General features: G+C 66.3%; 21 protein-coding genes and 1 tRNA gene. 20 read left to right on the top strand and 2 right to left on the bottom strand.

The window, feature by feature from the left end; genetic code table 11:
• The first annotated feature begins 5 nt into the window (after positions 1-5).
• The 20 genes from nuoN (at position 6) to C995_RS0111070 (ending at position 21572) form a co-directional block, all read left to right on the top strand.
• Positions 6-1454, top strand: coding sequence for an NADH-quinone oxidoreductase subunit NuoN (gene nuoN, locus C995_RS0110975; protein ID WP_018864981.1), 1449 nt, complete (start codon positions 6-8; stop codon positions 1452-1454).
• A gap of 3 nt (positions 1455-1457) precedes the next feature.
• Positions 1458-1802 carry a DUF2818 family protein gene (locus tag C995_RS0110980; RefSeq protein ID WP_018864982.1) on the top strand — a complete coding sequence of 115 codons (345 nt, stop codon included), beginning with the start codon at positions 1458-1460 and terminating at the stop codon, positions 1800-1802.
• Between the two features lie 99 nt (positions 1803-1901).
• A tRNA-Met gene (locus tag C995_RS0110985) sits at positions 1902-1978 on the top strand.
• Positions 1979-2179: 201 nt separating this feature from the next.
• Complete coding sequence (rimP, locus tag C995_RS0110990) at positions 2180-2635, top strand: ribosome maturation factor RimP (RefSeq protein ID WP_018864983.1); 456 nt, start codon at positions 2180-2182, stop codon at positions 2633-2635.
• Positions 2636-2694: 59 nt separating this feature from the next.
• A complete protein-coding gene (nusA, locus tag C995_RS0110995; protein ID WP_018864984.1) occupies positions 2695-4182 on the top strand; it encodes a transcription termination factor NusA in 1488 nt (495 codons plus the stop codon).
• 81 nt (positions 4183-4263) lie between these two features.
• Positions 4264-6984, top strand: a complete 2721-nt coding sequence (gene infB, locus C995_RS0111000) for a translation initiation factor IF-2 (RefSeq protein WP_026279075.1) — start codon at positions 4264-4266, stop codon at positions 6982-6984.
• The gene (gene rbfA, locus C995_RS0111005; RefSeq protein WP_018864986.1) at positions 6984-7427 is read left to right on the top strand and encodes a 30S ribosome-binding factor RbfA; all 444 of its coding nucleotides are present in this window, start codon (positions 6984-6986) and stop codon (positions 7425-7427) included. The genes infB and rbfA overlap by 1 nt, the downstream gene beginning before the upstream one ends.
• Before the next feature lie 18 nt (positions 7428-7445).
• Positions 7446-8405 (top strand): tRNA pseudouridine(55) synthase TruB, encoded by a 960-nt coding sequence (truB, locus tag C995_RS0111010; protein WP_018864987.1) that lies wholly within the window; start codon positions 7446-7448, stop codon positions 8403-8405.
• 111 nt (positions 8406-8516) lie between these two features.
• Positions 8517-8786, top strand: coding sequence for a 30S ribosomal protein S15 (rpsO, locus tag C995_RS0111015; protein ID WP_012982141.1), 270 nt, complete (start codon positions 8517-8519; stop codon positions 8784-8786).
• A 125-nt stretch (positions 8787-8911) separates the two neighbouring features.
• On the top strand, positions 8912-10999 hold the full coding sequence (pnp, locus tag C995_RS0111020) for a polyribonucleotide nucleotidyltransferase (RefSeq protein WP_018864988.1): 2088 nt from the start codon (positions 8912-8914) through the stop codon (positions 10997-10999).
• Between the two features lie 65 nt (positions 11000-11064).
• Positions 11065-11688 (top strand): class I SAM-dependent methyltransferase, encoded by a 624-nt coding sequence (locus tag C995_RS0111025; RefSeq protein WP_018864989.1) that lies wholly within the window; start codon positions 11065-11067, stop codon positions 11686-11688.
• A 172-nt stretch (positions 11689-11860) separates the two neighbouring features.
• The gene (gene ndk, locus C995_RS0111030) at positions 11861-12292 is read left to right on the top strand and encodes a nucleoside-diphosphate kinase (RefSeq protein ID WP_018864990.1); all 432 of its coding nucleotides are present in this window, start codon (positions 11861-11863) and stop codon (positions 12290-12292) included.
• A gap of 132 nt (positions 12293-12424) precedes the next feature.
• Entirely contained in the window at positions 12425-13558 is a 1134-nt protein-coding gene (locus C995_RS0111035) for a bifunctional tRNA (adenosine(37)-C2)-methyltransferase TrmG/ribosomal RNA large subunit methyltransferase RlmN (protein WP_018864991.1), read from the top strand.
• The gene (gene pilW, locus C995_RS0111040; RefSeq protein ID WP_018864992.1) at positions 13558-14328 is read left to right on the top strand and encodes a type IV pilus biogenesis/stability protein PilW; all 771 of its coding nucleotides are present in this window, start codon (positions 13558-13560) and stop codon (positions 14326-14328) included. The genes C995_RS0111035 and pilW overlap by 1 nt, the downstream gene beginning before the upstream one ends.
• Positions 14318-15511, top strand: coding sequence for a RodZ domain-containing protein (locus C995_RS0111045; protein WP_018864993.1), 1194 nt, complete (start codon positions 14318-14320; stop codon positions 15509-15511). The genes pilW and C995_RS0111045 overlap by 11 nt, the downstream gene beginning before the upstream one ends.
• A gap of 221 nt (positions 15512-15732) precedes the next feature.
• Positions 15733-17016 carry a histidine--tRNA ligase gene (gene hisS, locus C995_RS0111050; protein ID WP_019623571.1) on the top strand — a complete coding sequence of 428 codons (1284 nt, stop codon included), beginning with the start codon at positions 15733-15735 and terminating at the stop codon, positions 17014-17016.
• Between the two features lie 42 nt (positions 17017-17058).
• Complete coding sequence (locus C995_RS0111055; RefSeq protein WP_018864995.1) at positions 17059-17673, top strand: tetratricopeptide repeat protein; 615 nt, start codon at positions 17059-17061, stop codon at positions 17671-17673.
• A 14-nt stretch (positions 17674-17687) separates the two neighbouring features.
• Positions 17688-18878: an outer membrane protein assembly factor BamB gene (gene bamB / locus C995_RS0111060; protein WP_020008821.1), complete on the top strand. Its 1191-nt coding sequence runs from the start codon at positions 17688-17690 to the stop codon at positions 18876-18878.
• Positions 18879-18928: 50 nt separating this feature from the next.
• Positions 18929-20383, top strand: coding sequence for a ribosome biogenesis GTPase Der (der, locus tag C995_RS0111065; RefSeq protein ID WP_018864997.1), 1455 nt, complete (start codon positions 18929-18931; stop codon positions 20381-20383).
• Complete coding sequence (locus tag C995_RS0111070; protein ID WP_018864998.1) at positions 20370-21572, top strand: aminotransferase class I/II-fold pyridoxal phosphate-dependent enzyme; 1203 nt, start codon at positions 20370-20372, stop codon at positions 21570-21572. The genes der and C995_RS0111070 overlap by 14 nt, the downstream gene beginning before the upstream one ends.
• Before the next feature lie 772 nt (positions 21573-22344).
• Here C995_RS0111070 and C995_RS0111075 read toward each other — a convergent pair.
• Both C995_RS0111075 and C995_RS0111080 read right to left on the bottom strand, forming a co-directional pair.
• Entirely contained in the window at positions 22345-24015 is a 1671-nt protein-coding gene (locus C995_RS0111075; protein WP_018864999.1) for a Na/Pi symporter, read from the bottom strand.
• 288 nt (positions 24016-24303) lie between these two features.
• On the bottom strand, positions 24304-25695 hold the full coding sequence (locus tag C995_RS0111080) for a sodium-dependent transporter (protein WP_018865000.1): 1392 nt from the start codon (positions 25693-25695) through the stop codon (positions 24304-24306).
• Positions 25696-25716 lie beyond the last annotated feature (21 nt).

Here is a 25716-nt window from a genome sequence, read left to right on the forward strand (position 1 = left end):
CTGACATGACTTTCGAGATCCCCAACTTCCTCCCCGCCGTGCCCGAGATGTTCGTGCTCGGGATGGCGTGCCTGATCCTGGTGATCGACGCGTTCCTGCCGGATTCGCGGCGCGACATCACCTATGGCCTGGTGCAGGCGACCCTGGTCGCGGCCGCCGGTCTGACCCTGTGGATGATGGGTCCGGAGACGGTGTTGACCTTCTCGGACAGCTTCGTGAAGGATCCAATGGCGGACATCCTGAAGGTCGCGGTCTACGTGACCAGCTTCCTGGTGTTCCTGTATGCGCGTCCGTACCTCATGGAGCGCGGGATCCACAAGGGCGAGTTCTACATCCTCGGCCTGTTCGCCGTGCTCGGGATGATGATCATGATCTCCGGGCACAACCTGCTGACGCTCTACCTGGGTCTGGAGCTGCTGTCGCTGTCGTCCTATGCGCTGGTCGCGTTCTGGCGCGACAACACCCGCGCGACCGAGGCGGCGATGAAGTACTTCGTGCTGGGCGCGCTGGCCTCCGGTCTGCTGCTCTACGGCATGTCGATGATCTACGGGATGACCGGCTCGCTGGATATCGCGGTCATTGCCGCCGAACTGGTGGCGGCCGATGAGACGCCGAACATCCCGCTGGTCTTCGGTCTGGTGTTCCTGGTGGTCGCGATCGCGTTCAAGCTGGGGGCGGTGCCGTTCCACATGTGGGTACCGGATGTCTACGACGGGGCACCCACGGCAGTCACGCTGTTCATCGCCACTGCGCCGAAGATCGCCGCGTTCGCCTTCTTGATGCGCCTGCTGGTGGAGGGTATGGGCCCGATGCATGCCGACTGGCAGGGCATGTTCGTGATCCTGGCCGTGCTGTCGCTGGCGGTGGGCAACGTGATCGCGATCGCGCAGACCAGCATCAAGCGCATGCTCGCCTACTCGACCATCGCCCATGTCGGCTTCGTGTTCATGGGCATCCTGGCCGGTACCGACAGCGGCTATGCCTCGGCGATGTTCTACGTGATCGTCTACGCGATTACCGCGGCCGGTGGCTTCGGCATGATCGTGTTCTTGTCGCGCAAGGGCTTTGAGGCCGATCAGATCGACGACTTCAAGGGCCTGGCCAAGCGCAACCCCTGGTTTGCGTTCATCATGCTGCTGCTGATGTTCTCGATGGCCGGGGTGCCGCCGACGGTCGGCTTCTACGCCAAGCTCGCGGTGATCCAGGCCGCGGTGGGCGCGGACCTGGTCTGGCTTGCGGTGGTCGCTGTGATCTTCTCGATCATCGGGGCCTTCTACTACCTGCGTGTGGTCAAGATGATGTTCTTCGACGACCCGCGCGAAGACGCGCAGGAGCCCGTCCAGCCCTCCGGCGCGCTGGCCACCGCGCTCAGTATTAACGGGCTGGCAGTGCTGCTTCTTGGAATTTTTCCGGGCCTGCTGTTGTCTGTCACCCACTACGCAATCATGGGCTAAGTCGTGACACAGTGGATTCCGTTTGAAGTTCTGGTCTGGGGTTTTGTCGTTGTTGCCTTTATTTCGGCAAACCTGCCCTGGCTGACCGAGCGCATCGGCCTGATGGTCCTGCCGGCCAGCGGCGTGAAGGGCCCCTGGACCCGGATCTTCGAATGGGTCGGGCTCTATTTCCTGGTGGGGCTGATCGGCAAGGGCCTGGAGTACCAGGCGACCGGTGGCATCCATGCGCAGGGCTGGGAGTTCTACGTGATTACCCTGTCGATGTTCGCGGTGTTCGCGCTGCCGGGATACATCTGGCGCTACGACCTCAAGCAGCATCTGAGGAGCCGTGCGCACCGCTCGCGGTAAGGGCATCGACGAGGAGCGCGAGAGGTCGCTGGAGCCGGAAAAAACTCGCATTTTTCCTTGCAGGTCCCAACCCTCTTTGTTATAGTTTTGCGTCTCGGATGCGGGGTGGAGCAGTCTGGCAGCTCGTCGGGCTCATAACCCGAAGGTCGCAGGTTCAAATCCTGCCCCCGCTACCAATTTTCAGAGAGGCCCCATATGGGGCCTTTTTGTTAGGCAGGTCCGTTGTGGCGGTCTTGCCGGGCTGCGCTCCCGCGCGCCAAGCAGTCGGCACGACTGGCTGCGGTCATCGCTGAGGTGTTCGAGGGGCGTTTATCGCCCTTTTTTTGTTTCCGGGCCCGGGAAAGGGCCGTTGCGCGAATCGTTCCGGGTGGAATCAGGTGGCGGAAAAGGCCGAACAACTGAAGGCATTGCTGGCCCCGGTGGTCGAGGGGCAGGGGTTTGTGTTCTGGGGGCTGGAGTATCACCCCGGTTCCAAGCCGGTGATGCTGCGCATCTACATCGACAGCCCGGAGGGGGTGACGGTGGATGACTGCGCGCTGGTGAGCGAACAGGCCGGCGCGGTGCTCGAGGTCGAACAGGCCATCCGGGGCAACTACACGCTGGAAGTGTCCAGTCCGGGCATCGAGCGGCCGCTGTTTACGCCCGATCAGTACCGGGGCTACATCGGGCATCCGGTGAAGGTGCGGTTGAGCTGGCCGGAGCATGGTCGGCGGAACTATCGCGGCACGCTGATCGGCGTGGACGAGGAGATGATCGAAGTCGAGGTCGACGGCATGGGCTACGAGCTGCCGTTGAACGCTATCCACAATGCGCGGGTCCTGGAACAGCTGTAGACCGGCGTACGGTTTTTGTTGAATCGGCGGGCAACCGCCGAGGTGCGGAGAGACAAGAGATGAACAAGGAGATCCTGCTGGTCGCGGATGCCGTGGCGAACGAGAAGGGTGTCGAGAAAGACATTATCTTCGATGCCCTGGAATCGGCGCTGGCCATGGCGACCCGCAAGTATCACGGCGGCAAGATGGACGTGCGCGTGAGCATCGACCGTGAGGAAGGTGACTACGAGGCCTTCCGTCGCTGGACCGTGGTCGATGACGAGGACCCCGAGTTCGAATCGCCGGAGTACCAGATTCTCCTGTCGTATGCGCAGCAGAAGAACCCCGAGGCACAGATCGGTGACGTGATCGAGGAGCCCGTGGAGGCCGTGGATTTCGGCCGGATCGCCGCGCAGACCGCGAAGCAGGTCATCGTGCAGAAGGTGCGCGAGGCCGAACGCGCCAAGGTGGTCGAGGAATACCAGGACCGCGTGGGCACGCTGGTGATGGGGATCGTCAAGCGCACCGACCGCAACGGTACCTACGTGGATCTCGGCAACAACGCGGAGGCACTGATCCCGCGCGAGCACATGATCCCGCGCGAGACGGTACGTACCAATGACCGCCTGCGCGGCTATCTCAAGGAGATCCGTCCCGACGCGCGCGGGCCGCAGTTGATTCTGAGCCGTACCGTGCCGGAGTTCCTGATCGAGCTTTTCAAGCTCGAGGTGCCGGAGGTCGGGCAGGAGATCATCGACATCATGGGTGCGGCGCGCGACCCGGGCCAGCGCGCGAAGATCGCGGTGCGCTCCAACGACCCGCGCCTGGATCCGGTCGGCGCCTGTGTCGGCATGCGCGGCTCGCGCGTGCAGTCGGTGTCCAACGAGCTGGCCGGTGAGCGCATCGACATCATCGTCTGGGACGAGAATCCGGCCCAGTTCGTGATCAACGCGATGTCCCCGGCCGAGGTCCTGTCGATCGTGGTCGACGAGGACAAGCAGTCGATGGACATCGCGGTCGAAGAAGACAAACTCTCCCTGGCCATCGGCCGCGGCGGGCAGAATATCCGTCTGGCCTCCCAGCTGACCGGCTGGGAACTGAACGTGATGACCGAGGAGCAGGCGGCCGAGAAGAGCGAGGCCGAGGCACAGCAGCTGGTCACCTTCTTCATGGAGGCGCTGGACGTCGACGAGGAAGTGGCCGGCATCCTGGTGCAGGAGGGCTTCAGCACGCTGGACGAGGTGGCCTATGTCGAAGAGGCCGAACTGCTGGCGATCGAGGAGTTCGACGAGGATATCGTGGCGGAGCTGCGCAACCGTGCCAGCGACGCCCTGTTGACCCGCGCGATCGCGGGCGGCGAGAACTACCAGCCCGCCGAGGACCTGCTGAGCATGGACGGCATGACCCAGGGTGTGGCCAACAAGCTGGCCTCGCATGGTGTCTGCACCATGGAGGACCTCGCGGAGCAGGCAGCCGACGACGTGGTCGAAATGACTGGATTGAGCACGGAAGAGGCGTCCGAGCTGATTATGACGGCGCGCGCCCCGTGGTTCGAAACCGGGGAGTGAGCCCCGGACGAACGGATCGCGAACCCCGTGTGGCAGGCCTTCGGCTGGCCTGAAAAGAATATGGAATGGAGGTAAGGCGCCATGGCGCAAATGACAGTTCAGCAATTCGCGGAATCGGTTGGCAAGCCGGTGGACCGCCTCATGGAGCAGCTCAAGGAGGCGGGCGTCGAGGTGGATGGCCCGGAAGCGGCGATTACCGATGCCGAGAAGCGCAAGCTGCTCGATCACCTCCGGCAGTCGCATGGCGAGAGCGAAGGCGGGCGCGTGACGCTCAAGCGCCGCTCCCAGGCCCAGACCCTGAAGGTCAGCTCCGGGCCCGGACGCTCCAAGACGGTGAACGTCGAGGTGCGCAAGAAGCGCACGATCAAGCGCAAGCCGGTCGAGGAGCCAGCCGAGGCCCCGGCCGAGGGGGAAGCCGCGCCGACCCCCGAGCCGAGCGCCGAACCGACCCCGACTCCGAAGGAAGTGCCGGCCGAGCCGGTGGCCGAGGAGCCCAAGCCGGAGGAAGTCGAGGTCGAGGAGCCTGCCGCCCCTGAAGCCGAGGCCGCCGCTGAAGAACCGGTTGAGGCTGAGGCCAGCGAAGAGGCCGAAGCGCCTGAACCCGAGGCCGAGCCCGAACCCGAACCGGTCCCGGCCAAGCCAAAACGCCCGTTGAGCCGGACCGAGCAGCTGGCCCTGCAGGTCGAGGCCGAACGGGAGGCCCAGCGCAAGGCGCTGGAGGCTCGCAAGCAGGAAGAGGTCGAGCGCGGCGAGCGTCAGAAGCGCCGCCAGAAGGAGCTGGAGGCCCAGGAGGCCAAGCGCGAGAAAGAAGAACAGGCACGTCTCGAGCGCGAGGCTGCCCAGCGTCAGGCCGCCGCTGAGGCCGAAGCCGGCAAGACCGCGGCCGGCGCGGGCAAGGGTCGCAAGACGCGCAAGGACGACCGCAAAGAGCTGCATGTCGCTGGCGATCGTCGTGGTCGGCGCAAGAAGGGCGAGGGCCGCAAGGCGCAGTCCGCCGCCGCGCAGGCCGTTGCCAGCAAGCATGGCTTTGCCAAGCCGACCGCACCGGTTGTCCGCGAGGTCGAGGTGCCGGAGACGATCACGGTCTCCGAGCTGGCCCAGGCGATGGCGATCAAGGCGCCACAGCTGATCAAGGCCCTGATGGGTATGGGCGTGATGGCGACCATCAACCAGTCCATCGACCAGGACACCGCGATGCTGGTGGTCGAGGAGATGGGCCACACGCCGGTCGCCGCGAAGGAGACCTCGGTTGAGGACGAGATTGACACCGGTCTGGAGCAGACGGCAGAGGCCAAGGCGCGCCCGCCGGTCGTCACCGTGATGGGTCACGTCGATCACGGCAAGACCTCGCTGCTGGACTACATCCGCAAGGAGAAGGTCGCCTCCGGCGAGGCTGGGGGTATTACCCAGCACATCGGTGCCTACCACGTGGACAATGGCCACGACGGCGTGACCTTCCTGGATACTCCGGGGCATGCGGCGTTTACCGCGATGCGTGCCCGTGGCGCGCAGTCCACCGACATCGTGATCCTGGTGGTCGCGGCGGACGACGGCGTGATGCCGCAGACGCTCGAGGCGATCCAGCACGCGAAGGCGGCGGGCGTCCCGATCGTGGTCGCGGTCAACAAGATCGACAAGCCGGAGGCCGAGCCCGAGCGGGTGATGAACGACCTCGCCCAGCACGAGGTGATCCCCGAGGCTTGGGGCGGCGATACGCAGTTCATCAACGTCTCCGCTCATACCGGCGAGGGCATCGACCAGCTGCTGGAGGCCCTGGGCCTGCAGGCCGAGGTGATGGAACTGAAGGCCCCGGACGAGGGACCCGCGCGTGGCGTGGTGATCGAGTCACGCCTGGACAAGGGGCGTGGCCCGGTGGCGACCATCCTGGTCCAGTCCGGCAAGCTGAAGCATGGCGATATCCTGCTCTCGGGCAAGGAATACGGTCGCGTCCGGGCAATGTTCGACGACACCGGAAAGTCGGTGAAGGAGATCGGTCCGTCCATGCCGGTCGAGGTGCTGGGTCTGTCCGGCGTGCCGGAGGCCGGGGACGAGGTGCTGGTGGTTGCGGACGACAAGACCGCCCGCGAGGTCGCCGAGCACCGCGACGCCAAACAGCGCGAGCGCAAGCTGGCCGCGCAGCAGGCCGCCAAGCTGGAGAATATCTTCAACCAGATGCAGGAAGGCGAGATCGCCACGGTGAACATCCTGATCAAGGCGGATGTTCAGGGCTCGGCCGAGGCCCTGCGCGAGTCGCTGATCAAGCTGTCCACCGACGAGGTGCGCGTGAAGGTGGTCTCCGCCGGGGTCGGCGGGATCTCCGAGTCCGACCTGAACCTGGCGATGGCCTCCGAGGCGATCGTGATTGCGTTCAACGTGCGTGCCGATGCTGGCGCCAAGCGTCTGGCTGCCGAGAACGACATCGATGTGCGCTACTACTCGGTCATCTACGAGGCGATTGACGACGTGAAGCAGGCGCTGTCGGGTCTGCTGTCGGCCGAGATCCGCGAAGAGGTCGTGGGCCTCGCCGAGGTGCGCGATGTGTTCAAGGCCTCCGGCTTTGGTCAGGTCGCCGGCTGTCTGGTGGTCGAGGGTGCGGTCAAGCGGGGCAACCCGATCCGCGTGCTGCGCGACAACGTGGTGATCTACGAGGGCGAACTGGAGAGCCTGCGTCGCTTCAAGGATGACGTGAACGAGGTCAAGGCCGGTACCGAGTGCGGTATCGCGGTGAAGAACTACAACGACGTGAAGGCCGGTGACCAGATCGAGGTCTTCCAGCGCGTCGAGGTGGCCCGGACGCTCTGATGCCCGGCAATCGCGACTTCCATCGTTCCGACCGGGTCGGGGACCAGATCCAGCGCGAGCTGGCGGAACTGATCCGTCTGGAGGTCAAGGACCCGCGCGTGGGCATGATCACGCTGGCGGATGTCGAGGTCTCGCGGGATCTCGCCCATGCGAAGGTGTTCTTCACCCAGCTGGGCGGCGAGGAGAAGGGGCTCGAGGCACAGCAGGGGCTGAATCACGCGGCCGGATTTCTGCGCCGTGCGCTCGGTCAGCGGATGCGGCTGCGTAGCGTGCCCCAGTTGCGGTTTGTCTACGACGACACGCCGGAGCGCGGGGCTCGTATGTCCTCTCTGATCGATCAGGCCCTGGCCGAGGATCGCGCGCATCACGCCGATTCGGATGGGGGCGACAGCGGTGACAATGGTGGGTCCGAGGACCCGAAGGACCCGGGCCGCGAGGCCTGATCCCGGCCGGTTTCCTTGATGGCGCGCGCACGTCGCGAGGTCGACGGTATTCTGCTGCTGGACAAGCCCCGCGGGCCGAGTTCTACCCAGATCCTGGGGCGCGTGAAGTACCTGTTGCAGGCCAAGAAGGCCGGTCATACCGGGGCGTTGGACCCGCGTGCGACCGGCCTTTTGCCGTTGTGTTTCGGTCAGGCGACCAAGGTGTCGGGCTGGCTGCTGGACGCTGACAAGCACTACATCGCCGAGGCTCGGCTGGGCATCGAGACCGACAGTGCGGATCTCGATGGCGAGGTGATCCGCGAGGCGCCGGTGCCGGCCATCGAGCCGGAGCAGCTGTGGGCGCTGGAACGGCAGTTCAGCGGGGCACAGGAGCAGGTGCCGCCGATGGTCTCGGCCCTCAAGCACGACGGCCAACGGCTCTACGAGCTGGCGCGCAAGGGGGTGGAGGTCGAGCGTCCTCCGCGGCCGGTGCAGATCCATGCCCTGTCGATCGAGCCTGTTGCTCCCGACCGATTGCGTATCGATGTGCGCTGCAGCAAGGGCACCTATGTCCGCTCCCTGGTGGCCGACATCGGGCATGCGCTGGGTTGCGGGGCGGCGGTCGACAGCCTGCGGCGGGTCGGGCACGGTCCGTTCGAGGCCGCCGCGATGGTCACGATGGAGCAGGTCGAGGCCGCCTTCGAGACCGGGGGCGCGGCCGCGATCGAGGCCATGCTGCAGCCCCCGGAGGCAGCGTTGACGCACTGGCCCGGCGTAAGCCTGGACGCGCAGGCCAGCGCGGCCATGCGGCACGGCCATGCGGCGAGTGCCGAGGCGATCGAGTTGTACGCGCCGGGCGCGAAGGATGCGCCTGTGGATCCCGAAACTGGCTGGCCGCTGGTGCGGGTGTATGACGCCGAGGGTGGGTTCCTGGCGGTGGGCGCGCGCGAACCGGACGGCCGGGTCCGGCCCCGTCGCCTGTTTGTTTCGGCCCCCTGAAGGGGCCGGGATTCTTCCTATTCAAGGCCTGTGTGTCGTGCTAACATTGCGCGCCTATCGCCAGCGCCACTGGTCGGTTAACGGTTCAGAATTCTCAGGAGTCAGGTTTACATGTCGCTCACTACCGAAGAAAAATCGGCCATCGTCGAGAAGCACAAGCGCGATGCCAACGACACCGGTTCGCCGGAAGTCCAGGTCGCGCTGCTGACCGCCCGCATCCAGCATCTGATGGGGCATTTCGAAAAGCACAAGCAGGATCACCACTCGCGTCGCGGGCTGCTGAAGATGGTCAGCCAGCGGCGCAAGCTGCTGACCTACCTCAAGCGCAATGACCAGGACCGTTACCAGGCACTGGTTCAGGAGCTTGGCCTGCGCCGCTAAGGCAGGCACAACGGGCCCGCGCCACTGGTGCGGGCCCGTTCAGTTTCAGGGGCGGCCACGCAGGGGCGCTGGCCGGCCCGTCGCAAGCAAGACCGATGCACGCATTACGGGAAACGGGATATAACGTGGCACACAAGAAGTCGTTCCAGTACGGAAACCATACCGTCACCTTCGAGACCGGTGATATCGCCCGCCAGGCCAGTGGCGCCGTCCTCGTCAACATGGCCGAGACCGTGGTCCTGGTGACCGCCGTCGCGCGCAAGGAGGCCGATCCCGGCCGCGACTTCTTCCCCCTGACCGTGAATTATCAGGAGCGGACCTACGCCGCCGGCAAGATCCCGGGCGGCTTCTTCAAGCGCGAAGGGCGTCCGAACGAGAAGGAAACCCTGACTTCGCGCCTGATCGATCGCCCGATCCGCCCGCTGTTCCCCGAGGGCTTCAAGAACGAGACCCAGATCGTGGCCACGGTCATGTCGATCAACCCCGATGTCGATCCCGACATTCCCGCCCTGCTGGGCGCTTCGGCCGCACTGGCCTTGTCCGGCGTCCCGTTCGCAGGCCCGATCGGTGCCGCGCGGGTCGGCTATCGTGCCGGCGAATATCTGCTGAACCCGACCTACAGCGCCCTGGAAGAGTCCGACCTCGACCTGGTCGTGGCGGGCACCGAACAGGCCGTGCTGATGGTCGAATCGGAGGCCAGCGAGCTCTCCGAGGAAGTGATGCTCGGCGCGGTGATGTTCGGTCACGAACAGATGCAGGCCGCGATCCAGGCGATCAAGGAACTGGCCGCGGAGGCCGGCAAGCCGGCCTGGGACTGGCAGGCACCGCCGTCCGAGGCGTCGCTGGAGGACCGCGTCAAGGAGGCGGTGGGCAGCGATCTCGTCGAGGCCTACCAGATCGCCGAGAAGCAGGCGCGCACCCAGCGCATCAGCGAACTGCGCAACCAGGCCGTCGACGCGATCGCCAGCGAAGACGAGTCCGGTCCGAGCGCGGAAGACGTGAAGACGGCGTTCCACGATCTCGAGTACCGTCTGGTGCGCGACCGCATCCTGGATGGCAACCCGCGCATCGACGGGCGCGACAACAAGACCGTGCGCCCGATTAGTGTCCAGAACGGCGTGCTGCCGCGTGCGCACGGTTCGGCGGTGTTCACGCGCGGCGAGACCCAGGCCCTGGTCGTGGCCACTCTGGGTACGGACCGCGATGCCCAGGTGATCGACGCGATCGAGGGCGAGCGCCGTGACCGCTTCATGCTGCACTACAACTTCCCGCCCTACTGCACCGGCGAGACCGGTTTCGTCGGCTCGCCCAAGCGCCGCGAGATCGGGCATGGCCGTCTGGCCAAGCGGGGTGTGGCGGCGGTGATGCCGACGGCCGAAGACTTTCCCTATGTCGTGCGCGTGGTCTCCGAGATCACCGAGTCGAATGGCTCCAGCTCCATGGCGTCTGTTTGCGGTACCTCGCTGGCGCTGATGGATGCCGGCGTGCCGCTGAAGGCCCCGGTCGCGGGGATTGCGATGGGCCTGATCAAGGAAGGCGATCGATTTGCCGTGCTGTCGGACATCCTCGGTGACGAGGACCATCTCGGCGACATGGATTTCAAGGTGGCCGGTACCAGCAACGGCGTGACCGCGCTGCAGATGGACATCAAGATCGACGGGATCACCCGCGAGATCATGGAACAGGCGTTGGCGCAGGCGCGCGAGGGCCGGATGCATATCCTCGGGTGCATGAACGAGGTGCTGCCGAGCCACCGCGAGGAGATGTCTTCGCACGCGCCACGCTTTATCACCATGAAGATCAACCCGGACAAGATCCGTGACGTGATCGGCAAGGGCGGGGCCACGATCCGCGCCCTGACCGAGGAGACCGGTGCGACGATCGACATCCAGGACGACGGTACCGTCAAAGTCGCCTCCACCGATCAGGCCGCGGGTCTCGAGGCCAAGCGCCGCATCGAGGAGCTGACCGCCGATATCGAGGTCGGGCGTCAGTACACCGGAAAGGTCGCGAAGATCATGGATTTCGGGGCGTTTGTCTCCATTCTGCCGGGCCGCGACGGTCTGGTGCATATCTCGCAGATCTCCGATGAGCGGGTGGAGAACGTGGCGGACTTCCTTTCCGAGGGCGATTCGGTCACCGTGAAGGTGCTGGAAGTGGACAAGCAGGGGCGTATCCGCCTGAGCATGAAGGCGGTCGAGTCCGAGGCCTGATCTGGGCCCTGTCACGCTGCGGGCGCCCACGGGCGCCCGGCCATCGGTATTCGGGACGTAACGGCATGGATCTGGTCAGTATCCGCAAGAGCTACAAGCGCTACGCCCGGCACTACGACGCCACGTTCGGACGCGTGTTTGCGACCGGACGCGAGCGCGCCCAGGAGACCCTGGCGCCGCTGTCCGGCAAACGCGTGCTCGAGGTGGGCGTGGGCACCGGGCTCTCGCTGCCGGACTATCCGGACGACTGCGAGATCGTCGGGATCGACGTCTCGCGCGAGATGCTGGAGGTGGCGCGTGGCCGCCTCAATGGCGGCCTGCCTGCGGTCTCGGGCCTGTGCGAGATGGACGCCGAGAAGCTCGGATTTGCCGACGGGAGCTTCGACGCGGTTGTCGCGATGTACGTTGCCACTGTGGTGCCCAACCCTGATCGGTTGTTTGCCGAGATGTGGCGCGTCTGCCGTCCGGGCGGGCAGATCCTGGTGATCAACCACTTCGCGTCGCAGCAGTGGCTACTGCGGGGGTTCGAGCGCTGCCTGCGGCCATTGTCGCGCGCGGTCGGCTTCCGGCCGGATATGGAGTTCGAGGACTTCGTGAACGTGACCGGGCAGGAGCCGGCGATGGTGGCCCCGGCCAGTCTGTTCGGCTACTGGAAGCAGGTGGAGTTCCGCAAGCCGGCGCACGCCTGATGCGGGCGGCGCGTGCATGCGGGCGCGAGTTTGCCTACACTACGCGCCGCACGCTGTTCCTGCCTGGCGCCCGCGTTAGCCGGGGCCTCTCTGGAGCCCGCCGTCTGGCGGGTTCTTGCGTTTGCGAAGCAGGATCGCCCCCGTTTTTTCAACCTTAGTCAGGAGAGCCAGCATGGCCGCAGAACGTACCCTGTCCATCATCAAGCCGGATGCCGTTTCCAAGAATGTGATCGGCGAGATCTACAGCCGCTTTGAAAAAGCCGGGCTGCAGATCGTTGCCGCGCGCATGATGCATCTGAGCCGCGAACAGGCCGAGGGCTTCTATGACGTGCACAAGGAGCGCCCGTTCTTCAACGATCTGGTGGAGTTCATGATCTCCGGCCCGGTGATGGTGCAGGTGCTCGAAGGCGAGGACGCCATTGCCAAGAACCGCGAAATCATGGGTGCCACCAATCCGAAGGAAGCGGCGCCGGGCACGATCCGTGCGGACTTCGCGACCTCCATCGACGAGAACGCTGTCCATGGCTCGGATGCCGCGGAAACCGCCGCGCGCGAGATCGAGTTCTTCTTCGGCAACGACGGCGTTTGCCCGCGTACCCGTTAAGCACCGGTTCGGGAAGGGCGCGGATCGTCCTGCCCGCGCCCTTTTCGTCTGCCGCGGCGCCTTTTGCGGGCCCCGTAGGCAGGCATCCCCCATGCACAGTACACTAGGGGGTGTTTTCAACCGGTCGCGAGCATGGCAGCGGAAACCTCTACACCTCTGAATCTGCTGGGTTACAGTCGCAGCCAGCTCACCGAGCTGCTGGCGCAGTGGGGTGAGCCGCGTTTCCGTGCCACGCAGCTCGTCAAGTGGATGCATCAGCGCGGAGTCACGGACTTCGACGCGATGACGGACGTATCGCGCAAGCTGCGCGAGCGCCTGTCGCGCGAAACCGAGGTTGCCCTGCCCGAGATCGCGCTGGAGAAGGCCTCTGGCGACGGTACCGTGAAATGGGTGCTGCGTCTGGCGGATGGCAACGCGATCGAGACCGTCTTCATCCCCGAATCCGGACGCGGCACCCTGTGCATCTCCTCGCAGGTCGGTTGCGCGCTGGACTGTACCTTCTGTTCGACCGCCCAGCAGGGCTTCAATCGCAACCTGACGGCCGCCGAGATCATCGGCCAGGTCTGGCTGGCGATGCAGCGTCTGCCGGCCCCTCAGGGCCGTCCCCGCGCGGTCAGCAATGTGGTGTTGATGGGCATGGGCGAGCCCCTGGCCAACTACGATGCCGTGGTCGCTGCCTGCCAGCTGATGACCGACGACAATGCCTATGGCCTCAGCCGTCGCCGGGTGACGCTGTCGACCTCCGGACTGGTGCCGGCGCTGGACCGCCTCAGCGAGGACACCGATGTGGCCCTGGCGGTCAGCCTGCATGCCCCGAATGACGCGCTGCGTGACCGTCTGGTCCCCATCAACCGCAAGTATCCGATCGCGCGCCTGATGGAGAGCTGTCGGCGCTATGTCGAGGCGACGGGCGCCCACAGCGGTGTCACGTTTGAATACGTGCTGCTGGCTGGCGTGAATGATCGCCCCGAACATGCCAATCAGCTCGCGGGCGTGCTGCGGGGCATCCCGGGCAAGATCAACCTGATCCCGTTCAATCCGTTTCCCGGTGCGCCCTTCGACCGCCCCGCCGAAGCGGATATCGAGCGTTTCGAGCGTCAGCTGCAAAAGGCGGGCTACGTGACCACGGTGCGACGCACGCGCGGGGACGACATCGACGCGGCCTGCGGACAGCTGGTGGGGCAGGTGGAGGACCGTACTAACCGGGGGATGCGCATGATTCGTCTGCACGCCGAATTGCCTGAGCGGCCGCGGAGGGCCTCTTGATGGGGCGGCGATGGGGGCGCCCGTTGGCTGTGCTGGTGCTGGGGGTGGCCCTCGGGGGCTGTGCCGCGATGGCGGAGCGCGAGGTGACCGGGGAGCGTGCAGAAGCGGCGGAGGTCAATGCCGAACTGGGCATCGGGTACCTGCGCGAGGGCGAAGTCGACCAGGCCGAGCGCAACCTGAAGCGGGCACTGGAATTTGACGCCAACCATCCGCTCGCCAATCTGGGCATGGCGAACGTCTACGAGCGCCGCGGTGCGTATGACCGGGCGGAGGAACACTATCGGCGGGCGCTCCGGCGCGACGATGGCAACCCGTATGTGCAAACGAGCCTCGGGGCACTGTTGTGCCGGCGCGAGGCCTTTGACGAGGCACAGGAGCTGTTCGCCAAGGCGATCGACAACCCGGACTACGACCAGCGCGAGATTGCCCTGATGAACTCCGGGGTGTGCTTCTCCGATGCCGGCGACAGCGAGCGCGCGGAAGAGAAGCTCCGCGAGGCGCTGCGCATCAACCCGCAGTATCCGCGGGCCCTTCTGGAAATGGCGAGCCTGACCTACGGAGACGACCGCCCGATGCAGACCCGGGCATTCCTCCAGCGCCTGGAAGGGCTGGGCGTGGAGAATTCCGAGACGCTGTTCCTGTGCTATCAGGCGGAGATGGCGCTCGGCAATCGTCGGGCGGCGGACGATTGTGCGGAACGCCTCCGCCGTCAGTATCCGGACAGCATGGAGCTGGTCCGCCTGGAAGACATGGAGCGTAATGGTGGCTGAGCCGCGTGACGACAAGGAGCCGGGCCTGGGCCGGGTCGACGAAGTCGACGATTCCGTTTCCGAGATGGAGCCGCTGCGTACCACGGATGATGATCCGCATGGCGCGTCGGATGTGCCTCCTGCGGGTGGTCTGACAACCCGTGACCAGCCTCCGCCTCCCGATCCCGAGAGCGGCGAAGGCGAGCCCGGCAACAGCCTGCGCCGGGCGCGCGAGGCCGCCGGTCTGGATACCGCCACGCTGGCGCACCGGATCCACCTTGGCCGGGGCACACTGGAGGATCTGGAGGCGAACCGGTTCGACCATATGGCGCCGGCGTATGTTCGGGGCTACCTGCGGGCCTGTGCGCGCGAGCTCGGGGTGAATGCCGATCCCTGGCTACGGGCATTCGAGAGCCACGGGCTGACGGAGCCGGAGCTGCGTGCGGTGGCGACTGCTTCCGCGCGTTCCAGGGGACGGCGGCGTTCCAGCGCGCCGTACTGGCTGACCTTCCTGCTACTGCTGGGGCTGCTGGGGCTGGGGGTGTACGCCTGGACGGAGCGCGGAGGCGGGACACCGTCGTTTCCGTCCCTGGGGTGGACGGAAGACGATCCAGCGGCTGTGTCTCAGGACGCAGCGCCCGCGACCACCGACGATGAATTGGGTGCTCCGCCAGCGCTGATCGAGGAGGCGGAACCCCAGGCCGAGGCACCGGCCGAAGCCGAAGCCGGGAGCGAGGCCAGCGAGGCGGATGCAGAACGGGATCCGGAACCCGTGATGGACACCCTGACCGAGCCGGTACCTTCGGAGGACGCGGCGACGGATGACGTCGAAGCGCATGAGGTGGCCGAGGATCCCGGCCCGGTTTCGGACATGGCCCTTCTGACGGGCGAGACCAGGCCTTCCGCAGAACAGGAGGAGGAAACGGCGGAATCCGATGCCGGCGAGGCCGAACGCGAGGGCATGAGCCGGCTGGTGCTGGATGTCAGCGAGACCTCCTGGGTCGAGATTCGCGATGCCGACGACGAGGTCGTCTTCACCGGCGTGCTGAGCGGAGGCGATCGCGAGGAACTGGAGCTGACATTGCCCGGGCGCGTGGTGCTGGGGAATGCCCAGGGGGTCGAGCTGACCCTGGATGACGAGCCCTTCGATCTCGAGTCGCACATCCGCGGGGACCGCACCGCGCGTTTCGACCTCGAACCCTGATTTTTTCGACTCCGTCCACGTGCTAGGGAAACACCGATCAATGTACACGCTCGCGTTGGCGCCCCAGGTTCCCCGATCCTGCGTTGCGCCGCTTGCCGGTAGAACCACTACCGGCTGCGCACCGCGCCTTGTTCGCACGCAAGAGCGACGAAGCAGCGAGTGTCTACATTGATCAGTGTTTCCCTAGGCGGCGTGAACGGTCCCGAATCCACAAAGGCAACATGAAAGCAATCAAGTCCATCCGCGGGATGCATGACATCCTGCCCGAGTCGATCCATGTCTGGCAGCACCTGGAAGACCGCCTGCGCGACCTGCTGGGCCGCTACGGGTACCAGGAGATCCGCATGCCGGTGGTCGAGGCAACGGAACTGTTCAAGCGCTCCATCGGCGATGTCACGGATATTGTCGAAAAGGAGATGTACACCTTCGAGGACCGCAATGGCGACAGCCTGAGTCTGCGGCCAGAGGCGACGGCCTCCTGCGTGCGCGCCGGCATTCAGCACGGCCTGCTGCACAATCAGGTCCAGCGGCTCTGGTACCTGGGGCCGATGTTCCGCCACGAGCGTCCGCAGAAGGGCCGCTATCGCCAGTTCCACCAGGTCGGGGTGGAGGTGTTCGGCCTCCAGGGCCCGGATGTAGACGCCGAGATGATCGCCATGACCGCGCGGCTCTGGCAGATGCTGGGCCTGGACAATGTCCGTCTCGAGCTGAATACCCTGGGCACGCCCGCGAGTCGCGCGCAGTATCGGGAACAGCTGATCGCCTACCTGGAGCAGCACCGCGATTCGCTGGACGAAGAGGCGCTGCGGCGGCTGCACGACAACCCGATGCGCATTCTGGACAGCAAGCACCCGGAGACGCGCGCGGTGGTCGCGAACGCGCCCAGCCTGATGGACCACCTGGACGACGAATCGCGCGCGCATTTCGACGCCCTGCGGTCGCATCTGGACGTGCTGGGTATCGAATACGTCCACAACCCGCGTCTGGTACGTGGTCTGGACTACTATACGCACACCGTGTTCGAGTGGATCACGGACGACCTGGGGGCCCAGGGCACGGTCTGCGCCGGCGGCCGTTATGACGGCCTGGTGGAGCAGCTGGGTGGACGTGGCACCCCGGCTATTGGCATGGCCATGGGGCTGGAGCGCCTGGTCGCGCTGCTGGAAGCCCGGGAAGACGCACCGCAGCCGCCAGGGCCGGATGCCTACCTGGTCGTGGGCGGTGACGAAATGGTGGGGTCGGCGCTGGCGCTGGCCGAGCTGCTGCGCAGCGAACTGCCCGGGCTGCGGCTGGTCCAGCACTGCGGGGGCGGCAGCTTCAAGTCACAGATGAAACGGGCGGATCGCCTGGGTGCGCATTTTGCCCTGGTGCTCGGAACTGACGAACACGCCGCGGGCACCGTGACGGTGAAGCCGTTAAGATCGCCCGGAGCTGAACAAAGTACCGTACCGCGCGAGGGGCTGGCGCGCCATTTGGAGCAGGCCCTGCACGCTATCGACGCCTGACGCGCGTTCAGTACGTATCGAAACTAGAGAATCGAGAGGACCATGAGTTACCTCACCGACGAAGAAAAAGCCGAGCGCATCAAACAGTGGTGGTCGGACAATGCGATCGCCATTATCGCCGGCCTGGTGCTGGGCGTCGCTGGCCTGATCGGCTGGAACTGGTGGAGCGGTCACCAGGAAGAGCGCGCGGCCGGCGCCTCCGACATGTATATCGCCATGCAGGGCGCGGCGCAGGCCGGCGATAATGCCCGTGCGATGGAGCTGGCTGACCAGTTGATCGAGCAGGGCCGGGGAACACCGTACCGCTCGCTGGCCTGGGTGTTCCGTGCCGACCTGGCGGTTTCCGAGAGCGACCACGAGGGGGCGATCGAGGCCCTGAGCGCCGCTCGTGATGCCGCGCCGGATCGGGGCTACCGGGAACTGCTCACCCTGCGCATGGCGCGCCAGATGATTCTGGCGGAGCAGTATGATGATGCCCAATCGGCCCTCGACGACGTGCGCCGCGATGCCTTTCGTGGCTTGCGCCTGGAACTGGAAGGCGACCTCGCGCGGGCGCGCGGGGATCTCGACCGGGCCCGCGAGCGCTATCGCGAAGCGCTCGACCATGGCCACACACCCGAATACCTGAGCCTGAAGTACGAAGAGCTCTCCGCCTAAAGGATTACTGTTCCATGTCCGTGCCTGCCCCGACGAAGACTGCCATGCGCCTGCTGATTGCCGGTGCGCTCATGCTGTCGCTGAGTGCCTGTGGCCTGTGGCAACGCGATACCACGGAGCCCCCGGCCGACCTGCCCGATTTCGAGGCGGAGGCGCAGCCGGAACAGCTGTGGTCGCGTTCGGTCGGGAGCGGTGGTGAACGCTTTCTCTGGCAGGTCTATCCGGGGGTGGCGGACGACATGCTGGTGATGGTGGATGCCGATGGCCGCGTCTCGGGGATGAACCCCGAGAGCGGAAGCCAGCGCTGGCGGCTGCGCCTGGACGACGCCCGGGTGTCGGCGGGTGTCGGTGTGGGCGACGAGATCGCCGTGATCGGCACCCTGGAGGGCGAGGCCATAGCGGTGGATCTGCAGGGCGATGGCGAGCGCTGGCGCTCGCGTCTGTCCAGCGAGGTCGTGGCGGTCTCGGATGTCGCCTCGGGGGTGGTGATTGCACGCACCAACGATGGTCGCGTGCATGCCCTCGATGCGGCCTCCGGGGCCACGCAATGGACCGCGCTGCGGACCACGCCCTCGCTGAGCCTGCGCGGTGCGCACCGGCCTCAGATGACGGCCGGACGCGTGCTCACGGGCTTCGATAACGGCCGTGTGGTGATGCTCGGGCGGGAGCGCGGCAACGTGCTGTGGGAGACCACCCTCGGCATCCCGACCGGGCGTTCGGAAGTGGAGCGCATGGTCGATGTCGACGGCTACATGCCGATCTACCAGGGTGCGGCGATCGCATCCGGGTATCAGGGGCGCCTGGCCGCCATCGACCTGGACTCGGGCGAGATCTTCTGGGCCCGCGACTTTTCGTCCTATCAGGGTGGGGACGTGACGAACGAGGCGAACGTCCTCGCGGTCACCGATGCCGAGAGCCACCTGTGGGGGGTGGACCCGCGCAATGGCGCCGATCTCTGGCAGAGCGACCAGCTACGCCTGCGCGGCGTCACCGCCCCGGTCGTGGTCGGTGACTACGCCATCGTCGGGGATTACGAAGGCTACCTGCACTGGTTCCACCTGGAGGACGGGCGCATCGTGGCGCGTCTGCGGGCGAGTTCCGGCGCGGTCGTGACCCGCCCCGTGCTGGTGGACGACATCCTCTACGTGGTGACCGACAACGGTCGGCTCACCGCGGTCAATCCGCGTCTGGACTCCGGGGAATGAGCGTCGCTGGCACATACCCCCGGATCCTGCGGTTGCGGTAGCGTTGCCTGATGATCCCTGTCATTGCCCTGGTCGGCCGGCCGAACGTCGGCAAGTCGACCCTGTTCAACCAGCTCACGCGCTCGCGTGATGCGCTGGTAGCCGATGTTGCGGGCCTCACCCGCGATCGCCAGTACGGCATCGGCAAGGTCGGCGACTTCCCCTACCTGGTGGTGGATACCGGTGGTCTGTCGGGCGAGGGCGCCGAGATGGACCGCGCGATGGCCGAGCAGACCCGGCGCGCCGTCGCGGAGGCGGATCATGTCCTGTTCCTGGTGGATGCGCGCGATGGCCTGACCCCTCAGGACCAGGCGATTGCCGACCAGCTGCGCTCGGCCGGGGTCAAGGCCCGGGTCGTGGTGAACAAGACCGACGGCCTGGATGCCGATGCTGTGAGCGCCGAGTTCTATACCCTGGGCATGGGCGAGATCACGTCGATCGCCGCCGCCCATGGTCGCGGCATCAAGGGCCTGATGCAGAAGGTCCGGCGGGCCGTGGCCGCCGAACGGCGCGAGTCCGAAGCGGCCGAGGGAGCAGGGGAGGAGGCCGCGGAGGACGGGCTGGACGAGGCCTCTCAGCAGGCCGCGCTGGACGACTGGCCCGGCATCCGCGTGGCCATTGTCGGGCGCCCGAATGTCGGCAAGTCCACGCTGGTCAATCGTATCCTCGGTGACGACCGCGTGGTGGCCACGGACGTCGCCGGCACGACCCGTGACTCGATCTTTGTCCCGTTCTCGCGCGACGGACAGGATTACACCCTGATCGACACCGCGGGGGTGCGGCGGCGGGCGCGTGTGCACGAGACCATCGAGAAGTTCAGCGTGATCAAGACGTTGCAGGCGATCGAGGCCGCTCATGTCGTGATCATGGTGATGGATGCCCAGGCCGGGCTGTCGGAACAGGATGCCCACCTGCTGGGCCTGGTGATCGACTCCGGTCGCGCGCTGGTGCTCGCGGTGAACAAGTGGGACGGTATGGCGCCGGAGGAACGCGAGCGGGTGCGCGACGACTTGGACCGGCGCCTCGGCTTCGTCAATTTCGCCCGGCTGCGGCTGATCTCCGCCCTGCATGGCACCAATGTGGGCCACCTGCTCGAAGACGTGCAGGAGGCGCATACCAGTGCGTTCGCCAAGGTCTCTACCCCCGAACTGACCCGCCTGCTGGAGAGTGCAGTCGCCGAGCATGCTCCACCGCTGGTCAGCGGTCGCCGGATCAAGCTGCGCTATGCCCATCAGGGCGGACAGAATCCCCCGGTCATCGTGATCCACGGCAACCAGACGGATGCCCTGCCGGGGAGCTACAAGCGCTACCTGGAGAACTTCTTCCGCAAACACCTGGGGCTGGTCGGGACACCACTGCGCATGGAGTTTCGCTCCGGACGCAACCCGTACGCCGGGCGTCGCAATATCCTCACCCCCCGCCAGCAGCGCAAGCGAAAGCGCATGATGCGCCATGTCCGGCGCTGATCCGAGCCGGACATCCGTGGAGGCGCCGGGCGCCCCTGCGCTGTCCGCGTTCGGCCGCGCGGTCGAGCCCTTCCGGGTGATGGACATCCTGGCGCGCGCCCAGGCGGCCGAGCGTGCCGGGCGCGATATCATCCACCTGGAGGTGGGTGAACCGGACTTTCCCACACCCCCTGCCGTACTGCGCGCCGGGGAGCTGGCGCTGGCGGCCGGGGATACCCGCTATACCCCCGCGCATGGCACCCGTGAACTGCGCGAGGCCATCGCGGCCGATTACCGCCGTCGCCATCAGGCCGACGTCGACCCCGAACGCATCGTGATCACGGCGGGGGCCTCCGCCGCGATCCTGCTCGCGCTGGCCGCCGGAGTGAATCCTGGCGAGGAGGTACTGCTCCCCGACCCGGGCTATGCCTGCAACCGCCAGTTTGTCGCCGCGCGCGGGGCCGTCCCGGTGGGACTTCCGGTGGGGGCCGAGCACGCCTTCCAGCCGACGGCCGAGGCGGTAGCGCAGGCCTGGGGCGAGCGGACCCGGGCCGTGCTGCTCGGCTCGCCCGCAAATCCCACTGGCACCCGGCTGTCCGCTGATCGTCTGGCGGACATCGTGGATGTCGTACGGGCGCGGGGCGGTCTGGCGATCGTGGACGAGATCTACGGCCAGATCCTGTTCGACGAGCCGCAGCGCAGTGCCGCGGCCTTCCATCCCGATGTCATCGTGATCAACAGCTTTTCCAAGTACTTCGCGATGACCGGCTGGCGGCTAGGGTGGATGGTGGTCCCGCAGATGTGGATCGACCCGGTTCGCAGGATTGCCCAGAACCTGTTCGTGGCCCCGGCCAGCATGGCGCAGACGGCCGCAGTCGAGGCCTTTGCCCCCGAGACCGAGGAGATCCTGCAACGCCAGGTGCGCGAACTGCAGACGCGGCGTGACGTGCTGCTGGAGGCCCTGCCGGCACTGGGCCTCGAGGTCCAGGCCCGCCCCGATGGGGCGTTCTACATCTACGCCGACTGCACGGCGCACGGGGACGACTCCGAGGCGCTTTGTGCGCGCATCCTCGACGAGGCGGGCGTGGCCCTGACGCCGGGCACGGACTTCAGCCCCAGCGCAGGCCAGCGCTACCTGCGCATCGCCTACACCCAGCGCGAATCCCGCCTGCGCGAAGCACTGGACCGCCTCGCGTCGGTCCTCGCCTGATACCGTTTCGAGGCTGGGCCTGGTCCGTCCTTTGGCGTTTACGGTGGCTTCGTCCGGCCGCCTGCCTGCGCTGTTTCGGCAGCGCACCCCGAGGTACTTTCTTGCTTGCCCAAGAAAGTACCCGTCGAGGCGCACCCGGATTCCGCCCGGGGACCTTGCTCCAGGGCCCTCGGGCCGGCGGCGCTGAAACTCGCTACGCCTTTGGCTTCGCTCAGACAGTCAGCGCCTCTCTTCCGTCCCGAGGACCCTTCCGTAAGGGGCTTCATACGGGGGGATGAAGGTCAAGACAACGGCTAACCCGACGTTTGTGCCAATGGTTGGAGGCAAGGTATTCCGACATCCTGGGCACGCGCGGCCTTCGGCCATGGCGTGCCGCGCCCGCGAGCGGGCGCCAAGGGGGGGGGGTGCTCGTTGCTCGGTTACCAGGAATTAGTCGCCACGTGGGGACGCCTTCTGTTTTGACCTTCCCTCCCGATATGAGCCCCTTGTGGAGGGCGTGACAGGCCGGGAGAAGGCGCTGACTGTCTGAGCGAAGCCAAAGGCGTAGCGAGTTTCAGCGCCGCCGGCCTGGCGCGGCCGGAGCAAGGTTCCCGGGCGAATCCCGGGCGTGTTTCTTGGGTACTTCTTTGCACGAGCAAAGAAGTACCTCGGGGCGCGCTGCCGAAACAGCGCCTGGCAGGCGGCAAGACGAAGCCACCGTAAACACCGGATGCCGAACCAGGCCCAGCCACACCGTGGCAACGAGCTTCGCCGTGTGATCAGGAATATAGCGTTAAGACTTGGTGGGGGCGGTGGCGGGGTCGGCCTCGTAGGAGGCCCCCTCTGGCGGCGTCAACAGAAGCGCATAGCGCCGCAGCACCCAGATACCGCGCTCGAACAGGCTGGTCGCGCCAAACACCGCGTCGCGTACGCTGCCGTCGAGGTCGCTGGAGGCCAGCAGACGGCGACGGATCGAGTCCATCAGCTCCGAGCGGTCGTGGGTCAGGGACTGCAGAAGGGCGATATCCTCGGTATCGCCGGTGCGTGCCGCGTCGGTCAGCGTCAGCAGCATCATGTGGAGCGTCTCGACCAGGTTGTGGGTCAGGGCGCGGGCCTCGGCGGAGGCGTCCGCATGGAGGGAACGCTCGATCTCCGTGGCGAGGTCGTTCAGGGTGTCTTCCAGTTGCAGCAGCAGTTGATTGCGGTTCTTCAGCACGATCGCATGATCGAGCGTGGCCCCACTCAGGGCTCCGGAGAGGATTTCGTCTAGAAACTGTTCGAGCGCCTCGGTGACCTGCAGGTTGCCGCGATGCAGGGCCAGGCGCTCGTGGCGGGCGCCGTCGCTGTCGTCGCGCACGCTGTCGAGGTAGTCGGGTAGCCGCTTGAGCAGGCGCAGCTGCTCTTTCTCCACCAGTACCAGCGCGGACCCGGCGTCGTTTTGCGCCCCGGCGTAGATGTAATGCGGCTTGCCCAGGGCCTCTTCCTCGGTCGGGGGTGCCGTGCGTTCCAGAAAGCGCGCGACGGGGGCGTGCACCGGGTGCATCGCCAGGTCGCAGACGACCTGGTAGAGGATGTAGGCGAGGGCAATCTGCAGGCTGATGCCGATCGCGAGTGCTTCCAGCCCCGAGGCGATCAACGGGACGCCGCCGTAGAACTCGATCCAGAACAGCGGCAGCAGCAGGATCAGGCCCAGCGCCTTGAGGATGAACTGGTAAAGCGCCAGCTGGCGCCCAAGCCCCTTGTGCGAGGCGGCCAGGATCAGCGTCGAGATGCCCGTGCCGAAGCTGGCCCCGTAGACGACCATCAGGCCGTATTCGAGGTCGATCACGCCGCTGGCGGCCAGTGCCATCGTCACGATCGTGATGCTGGAGGCCGAGTGCGCGATCACCGCAAATACGAGCCCGGTGGCGAACGCGATCAGCAGCGACTGCGCCGAAAGCGACATCAGGCCGGTCATCCAGGTCAGATCGGTGAGGGGCTTGGCCCCTTCCTTGATGAACATCAGCCCGAGGAACAGCAGGCCGATGCCGAGCAGGGCGCGGATCAGGTGACGGACGCGCGCGGACTGGTCGCGGTCGAAGTAGAACAGCAGCCCGGTGACCCCAACCAGGATGAAGACCATCAGGGTCAGGTCGAGCGCGGCGATCAGGACCAGCAACGAGGTGCCGAGGTTGGCGTAGTTGATCACCGGCTGGGCACGCCGGGCGTCGAGCACGCCGGCGGTGACCAGCGAGATCAGAACGAAGATCACCGCGTGGATGCTCTGTGTGATCGCCCCGCCCACAAGACCCAGGAAGGCGGCGGCGCGATTGGAGCCCGTCGCGCGCCCCACCAGTGCACGCAGCCGCTGGTCCGCGAGCTGGCGCAGGTGCTCGCTGAGCAGGCGGATACCGACGAAGAACAGCCCGAGTCCGGCAAACAGCGTCGCCGCGATCTCGAAGGTGATCATCCACTCGCCGTTCATCCGTGCATTCTAACGGGGCCTTGTGCGGTCTGCGTCCGTGTCCGTGAGGTGGCCGTGACAAGGAACGCCGGTATCGGCAAAGGGGAATACGGTCAGCCAGACTGAGCAGCCGCGATGGCGGCCCCGCATCCGGTCGCCGCGGCTCAGCGGTTCTGATGCGGACGTGCCTCCGGGTCTGTCTGGCCGAGAGCAGAAAGGCGTACCGGTGGGTCCAGCGTTCTGGGTGGCGACGGTTCCACGGGCGACTCCGGAATCAGGGTTCCGCGCGGGGTGCCGGTGCGGGGTCGCTCAGGTCAATGGCAGGTGGTTGACGATCACCGAGTTCTGCCAGAACAGGGTCAGCAGGGCGATCGGTGCGATATAGCGAAGGATCAGCCGCCAGATATGGAAGGCCATCGGCGGCCGTCCCAGTTCGTCACGGGTGATGGTCGCAGGCAGGATCCAGCCGGCAAACAGCGCGATCAGCAGGCCGCTGACCGGCAGCAGGATATTGATGGCCGTGTGTTCCAGCAGGTGGTAGAGCGTTGGCAGCTCGCGCCCCAGCACGACCAGGTCGATCTGGGCCCAGCCGGCCCCGGTGAACGAGAAGATCGTGATCAGGCTGAAACCCCAGATGGCCAGCGCGCTACCCAGGGCGGCCTGCAGGTTGGAGATGCCGAAGTGGTCGTGCAATAGATGCACGAATACCTGGACATTCGCGATCATGGTGCTGAAGGCCGCGAGGCTTAGCGCCGCGAAGAACAGCGTGGTGAGCATGACCCCCGCCGGGACCGCGGACAGGGCCAGCGGCAGGGCCTCGAACATCAGACCGGGGCCGGCGGCCGGATCCAGACCATAGCCAAAGACCACGGGGAAGATCGCGACCCCGGCGATCAGTGCGATCACGGTGTCGGCGATCGCAACCCCGATCGCGGTGCCGGCGATGGAGGTCCTCCTGGGCAGGTAGGCGCCGAACATCATCAGCACGCCGGCAGCCAGGGTCATGGTGAAGAACGCATGACCGACCGCGATTACCAGGCTGTGCCGGTCGAGAGCGGAGAAGTCCGGGCGGAACATGAAGTCCAGGGCGGTTTCGACGTCGCCGACCCAGAGACCGCCGATCATGGCGGCCAGCAGCAGGGCGAACAACAGCGGCATCACCAGTGCCACACCGCGCTCCAGCCCGTTGCGCAGCCCCAGGGCCACAATCGCGAAGGTCGCCGCAAGGCCCAGCGTAGTCCACAGCAGCATCCCCGAAAGCGACGTCTGAACCCCTTCGAAGATTGCGATGACCTCGGGCGCGTCCACGCCGGCGAAGGCCCCGCTGGCGGCGCGTGGCACATAGGAGAAGACCCAGCCGGTGACCACGGCGTAGAAGGTCATGATCACGAACAGGGCGATGATCCCGATCCAGCCAACCATCTGCCAGGCGTCGCGGACACGCGCCTCGCGGGCGACGGCGAGGGCCGCATACCCGGGGGAGCGGCGACCACGCCGCCCGATCATGACCTCCGCCATCATGATCGGGATGCCGATCAGCGCAATGGTCAGCAGGTACACGGCGAGAAAGGCGCCGCCCCCGTTCTGGCCGAGGATGTAGGGGAACTTCCAGATGTTGCCGAGCCCGACCGCCGAGGCGGTGGCGGCCAGCACGAACGCATAGCCATGCGTCCAGCGCTGCCGGGTGGCGACGATGTCCATCAGCGGTGGACCGCGGGTTGG

The organism is Thioalkalivibrio sp. ARh3, assembly GCF_000377265.1.
GTDB lineage: Bacteria > Pseudomonadota > Gammaproteobacteria > Ectothiorhodospirales > Ectothiorhodospiraceae > Thioalkalivibrio > Thioalkalivibrio thiocyanoxidans.

What these genes read in the sequence shown, in the direction of transcription:
- nuoN (WP_018864981.1), top strand. Translation starts at nt 6, where the DNA reads ATGACTTTCGAGATCCCCAACTTCCTCCCCGCCGTGCCCGAGATGTTC.
- nusA (WP_018864984.1), top strand. Translation starts at nt 2,695, where the DNA reads ATGAACAAGGAGATCCTGCTGGTCGCGGATGCCGTGGCGAACGAGAAG.
- infB (WP_026279075.1), top strand. Translation starts at nt 4,264, where the DNA reads ATGGCGCAAATGACAGTTCAGCAATTCGCGGAATCGGTTGGCAAGCCG.
- rbfA (WP_018864986.1), top strand. Translation starts at nt 6,984, where the DNA reads ATGCCCGGCAATCGCGACTTCCATCGTTCCGACCGGGTCGGGGACCAG.
- truB (WP_018864987.1), top strand. Translation starts at nt 7,446, where the DNA reads ATGGCGCGCGCACGTCGCGAGGTCGACGGTATTCTGCTGCTGGACAAG.
- rpsO (WP_012982141.1), top strand. Translation starts at nt 8,517, where the DNA reads ATGTCGCTCACTACCGAAGAAAAATCGGCCATCGTCGAGAAGCACAAG.
- C995_RS0111025 (WP_018864989.1), top strand. Translation starts at nt 11,065, where the DNA reads ATGGATCTGGTCAGTATCCGCAAGAGCTACAAGCGCTACGCCCGGCAC.
- ndk (WP_018864990.1), top strand. Translation starts at nt 11,861, where the DNA reads ATGGCCGCAGAACGTACCCTGTCCATCATCAAGCCGGATGCCGTTTCC.
- C995_RS0111035 (WP_018864991.1), top strand. Translation starts at nt 12,425, where the DNA reads ATGGCAGCGGAAACCTCTACACCTCTGAATCTGCTGGGTTACAGTCGC.
- pilW (WP_018864992.1), top strand. Translation starts at nt 13,558, where the DNA reads ATGGGGCGGCGATGGGGGCGCCCGTTGGCTGTGCTGGTGCTGGGGGTG.
- C995_RS0111045 (WP_018864993.1), top strand. Translation starts at nt 14,318, where the DNA reads ATGGTGGCTGAGCCGCGTGACGACAAGGAGCCGGGCCTGGGCCGGGTC.
- hisS (WP_019623571.1), top strand. Translation starts at nt 15,733, where the DNA reads ATGAAAGCAATCAAGTCCATCCGCGGGATGCATGACATCCTGCCCGAG.
- C995_RS0111055 (WP_018864995.1), top strand. Translation starts at nt 17,059, where the DNA reads ATGAGTTACCTCACCGACGAAGAAAAAGCCGAGCGCATCAAACAGTGG.
- bamB (WP_020008821.1), top strand. Translation starts at nt 17,688, where the DNA reads ATGTCCGTGCCTGCCCCGACGAAGACTGCCATGCGCCTGCTGATTGCC.
- der (WP_018864997.1), top strand. Translation starts at nt 18,929, where the DNA reads ATGATCCCTGTCATTGCCCTGGTCGGCCGGCCGAACGTCGGCAAGTCG.
- C995_RS0111070 (WP_018864998.1), top strand. Translation starts at nt 20,370, where the DNA reads ATGTCCGGCGCTGATCCGAGCCGGACATCCGTGGAGGCGCCGGGCGCC.
- C995_RS0111075 (WP_018864999.1), bottom strand. Translation starts at nt 24,015, where the DNA reads ATGAACGGCGAGTGGATGATCACCTTCGAGATCGCGGCGACGCTGTTT.
- C995_RS0111080 (WP_018865000.1), bottom strand. Translation starts at nt 25,695, where the DNA reads ATGGACATCGTCGCCACCCGGCAGCGCTGGACGCATGGCTATGCGTTC.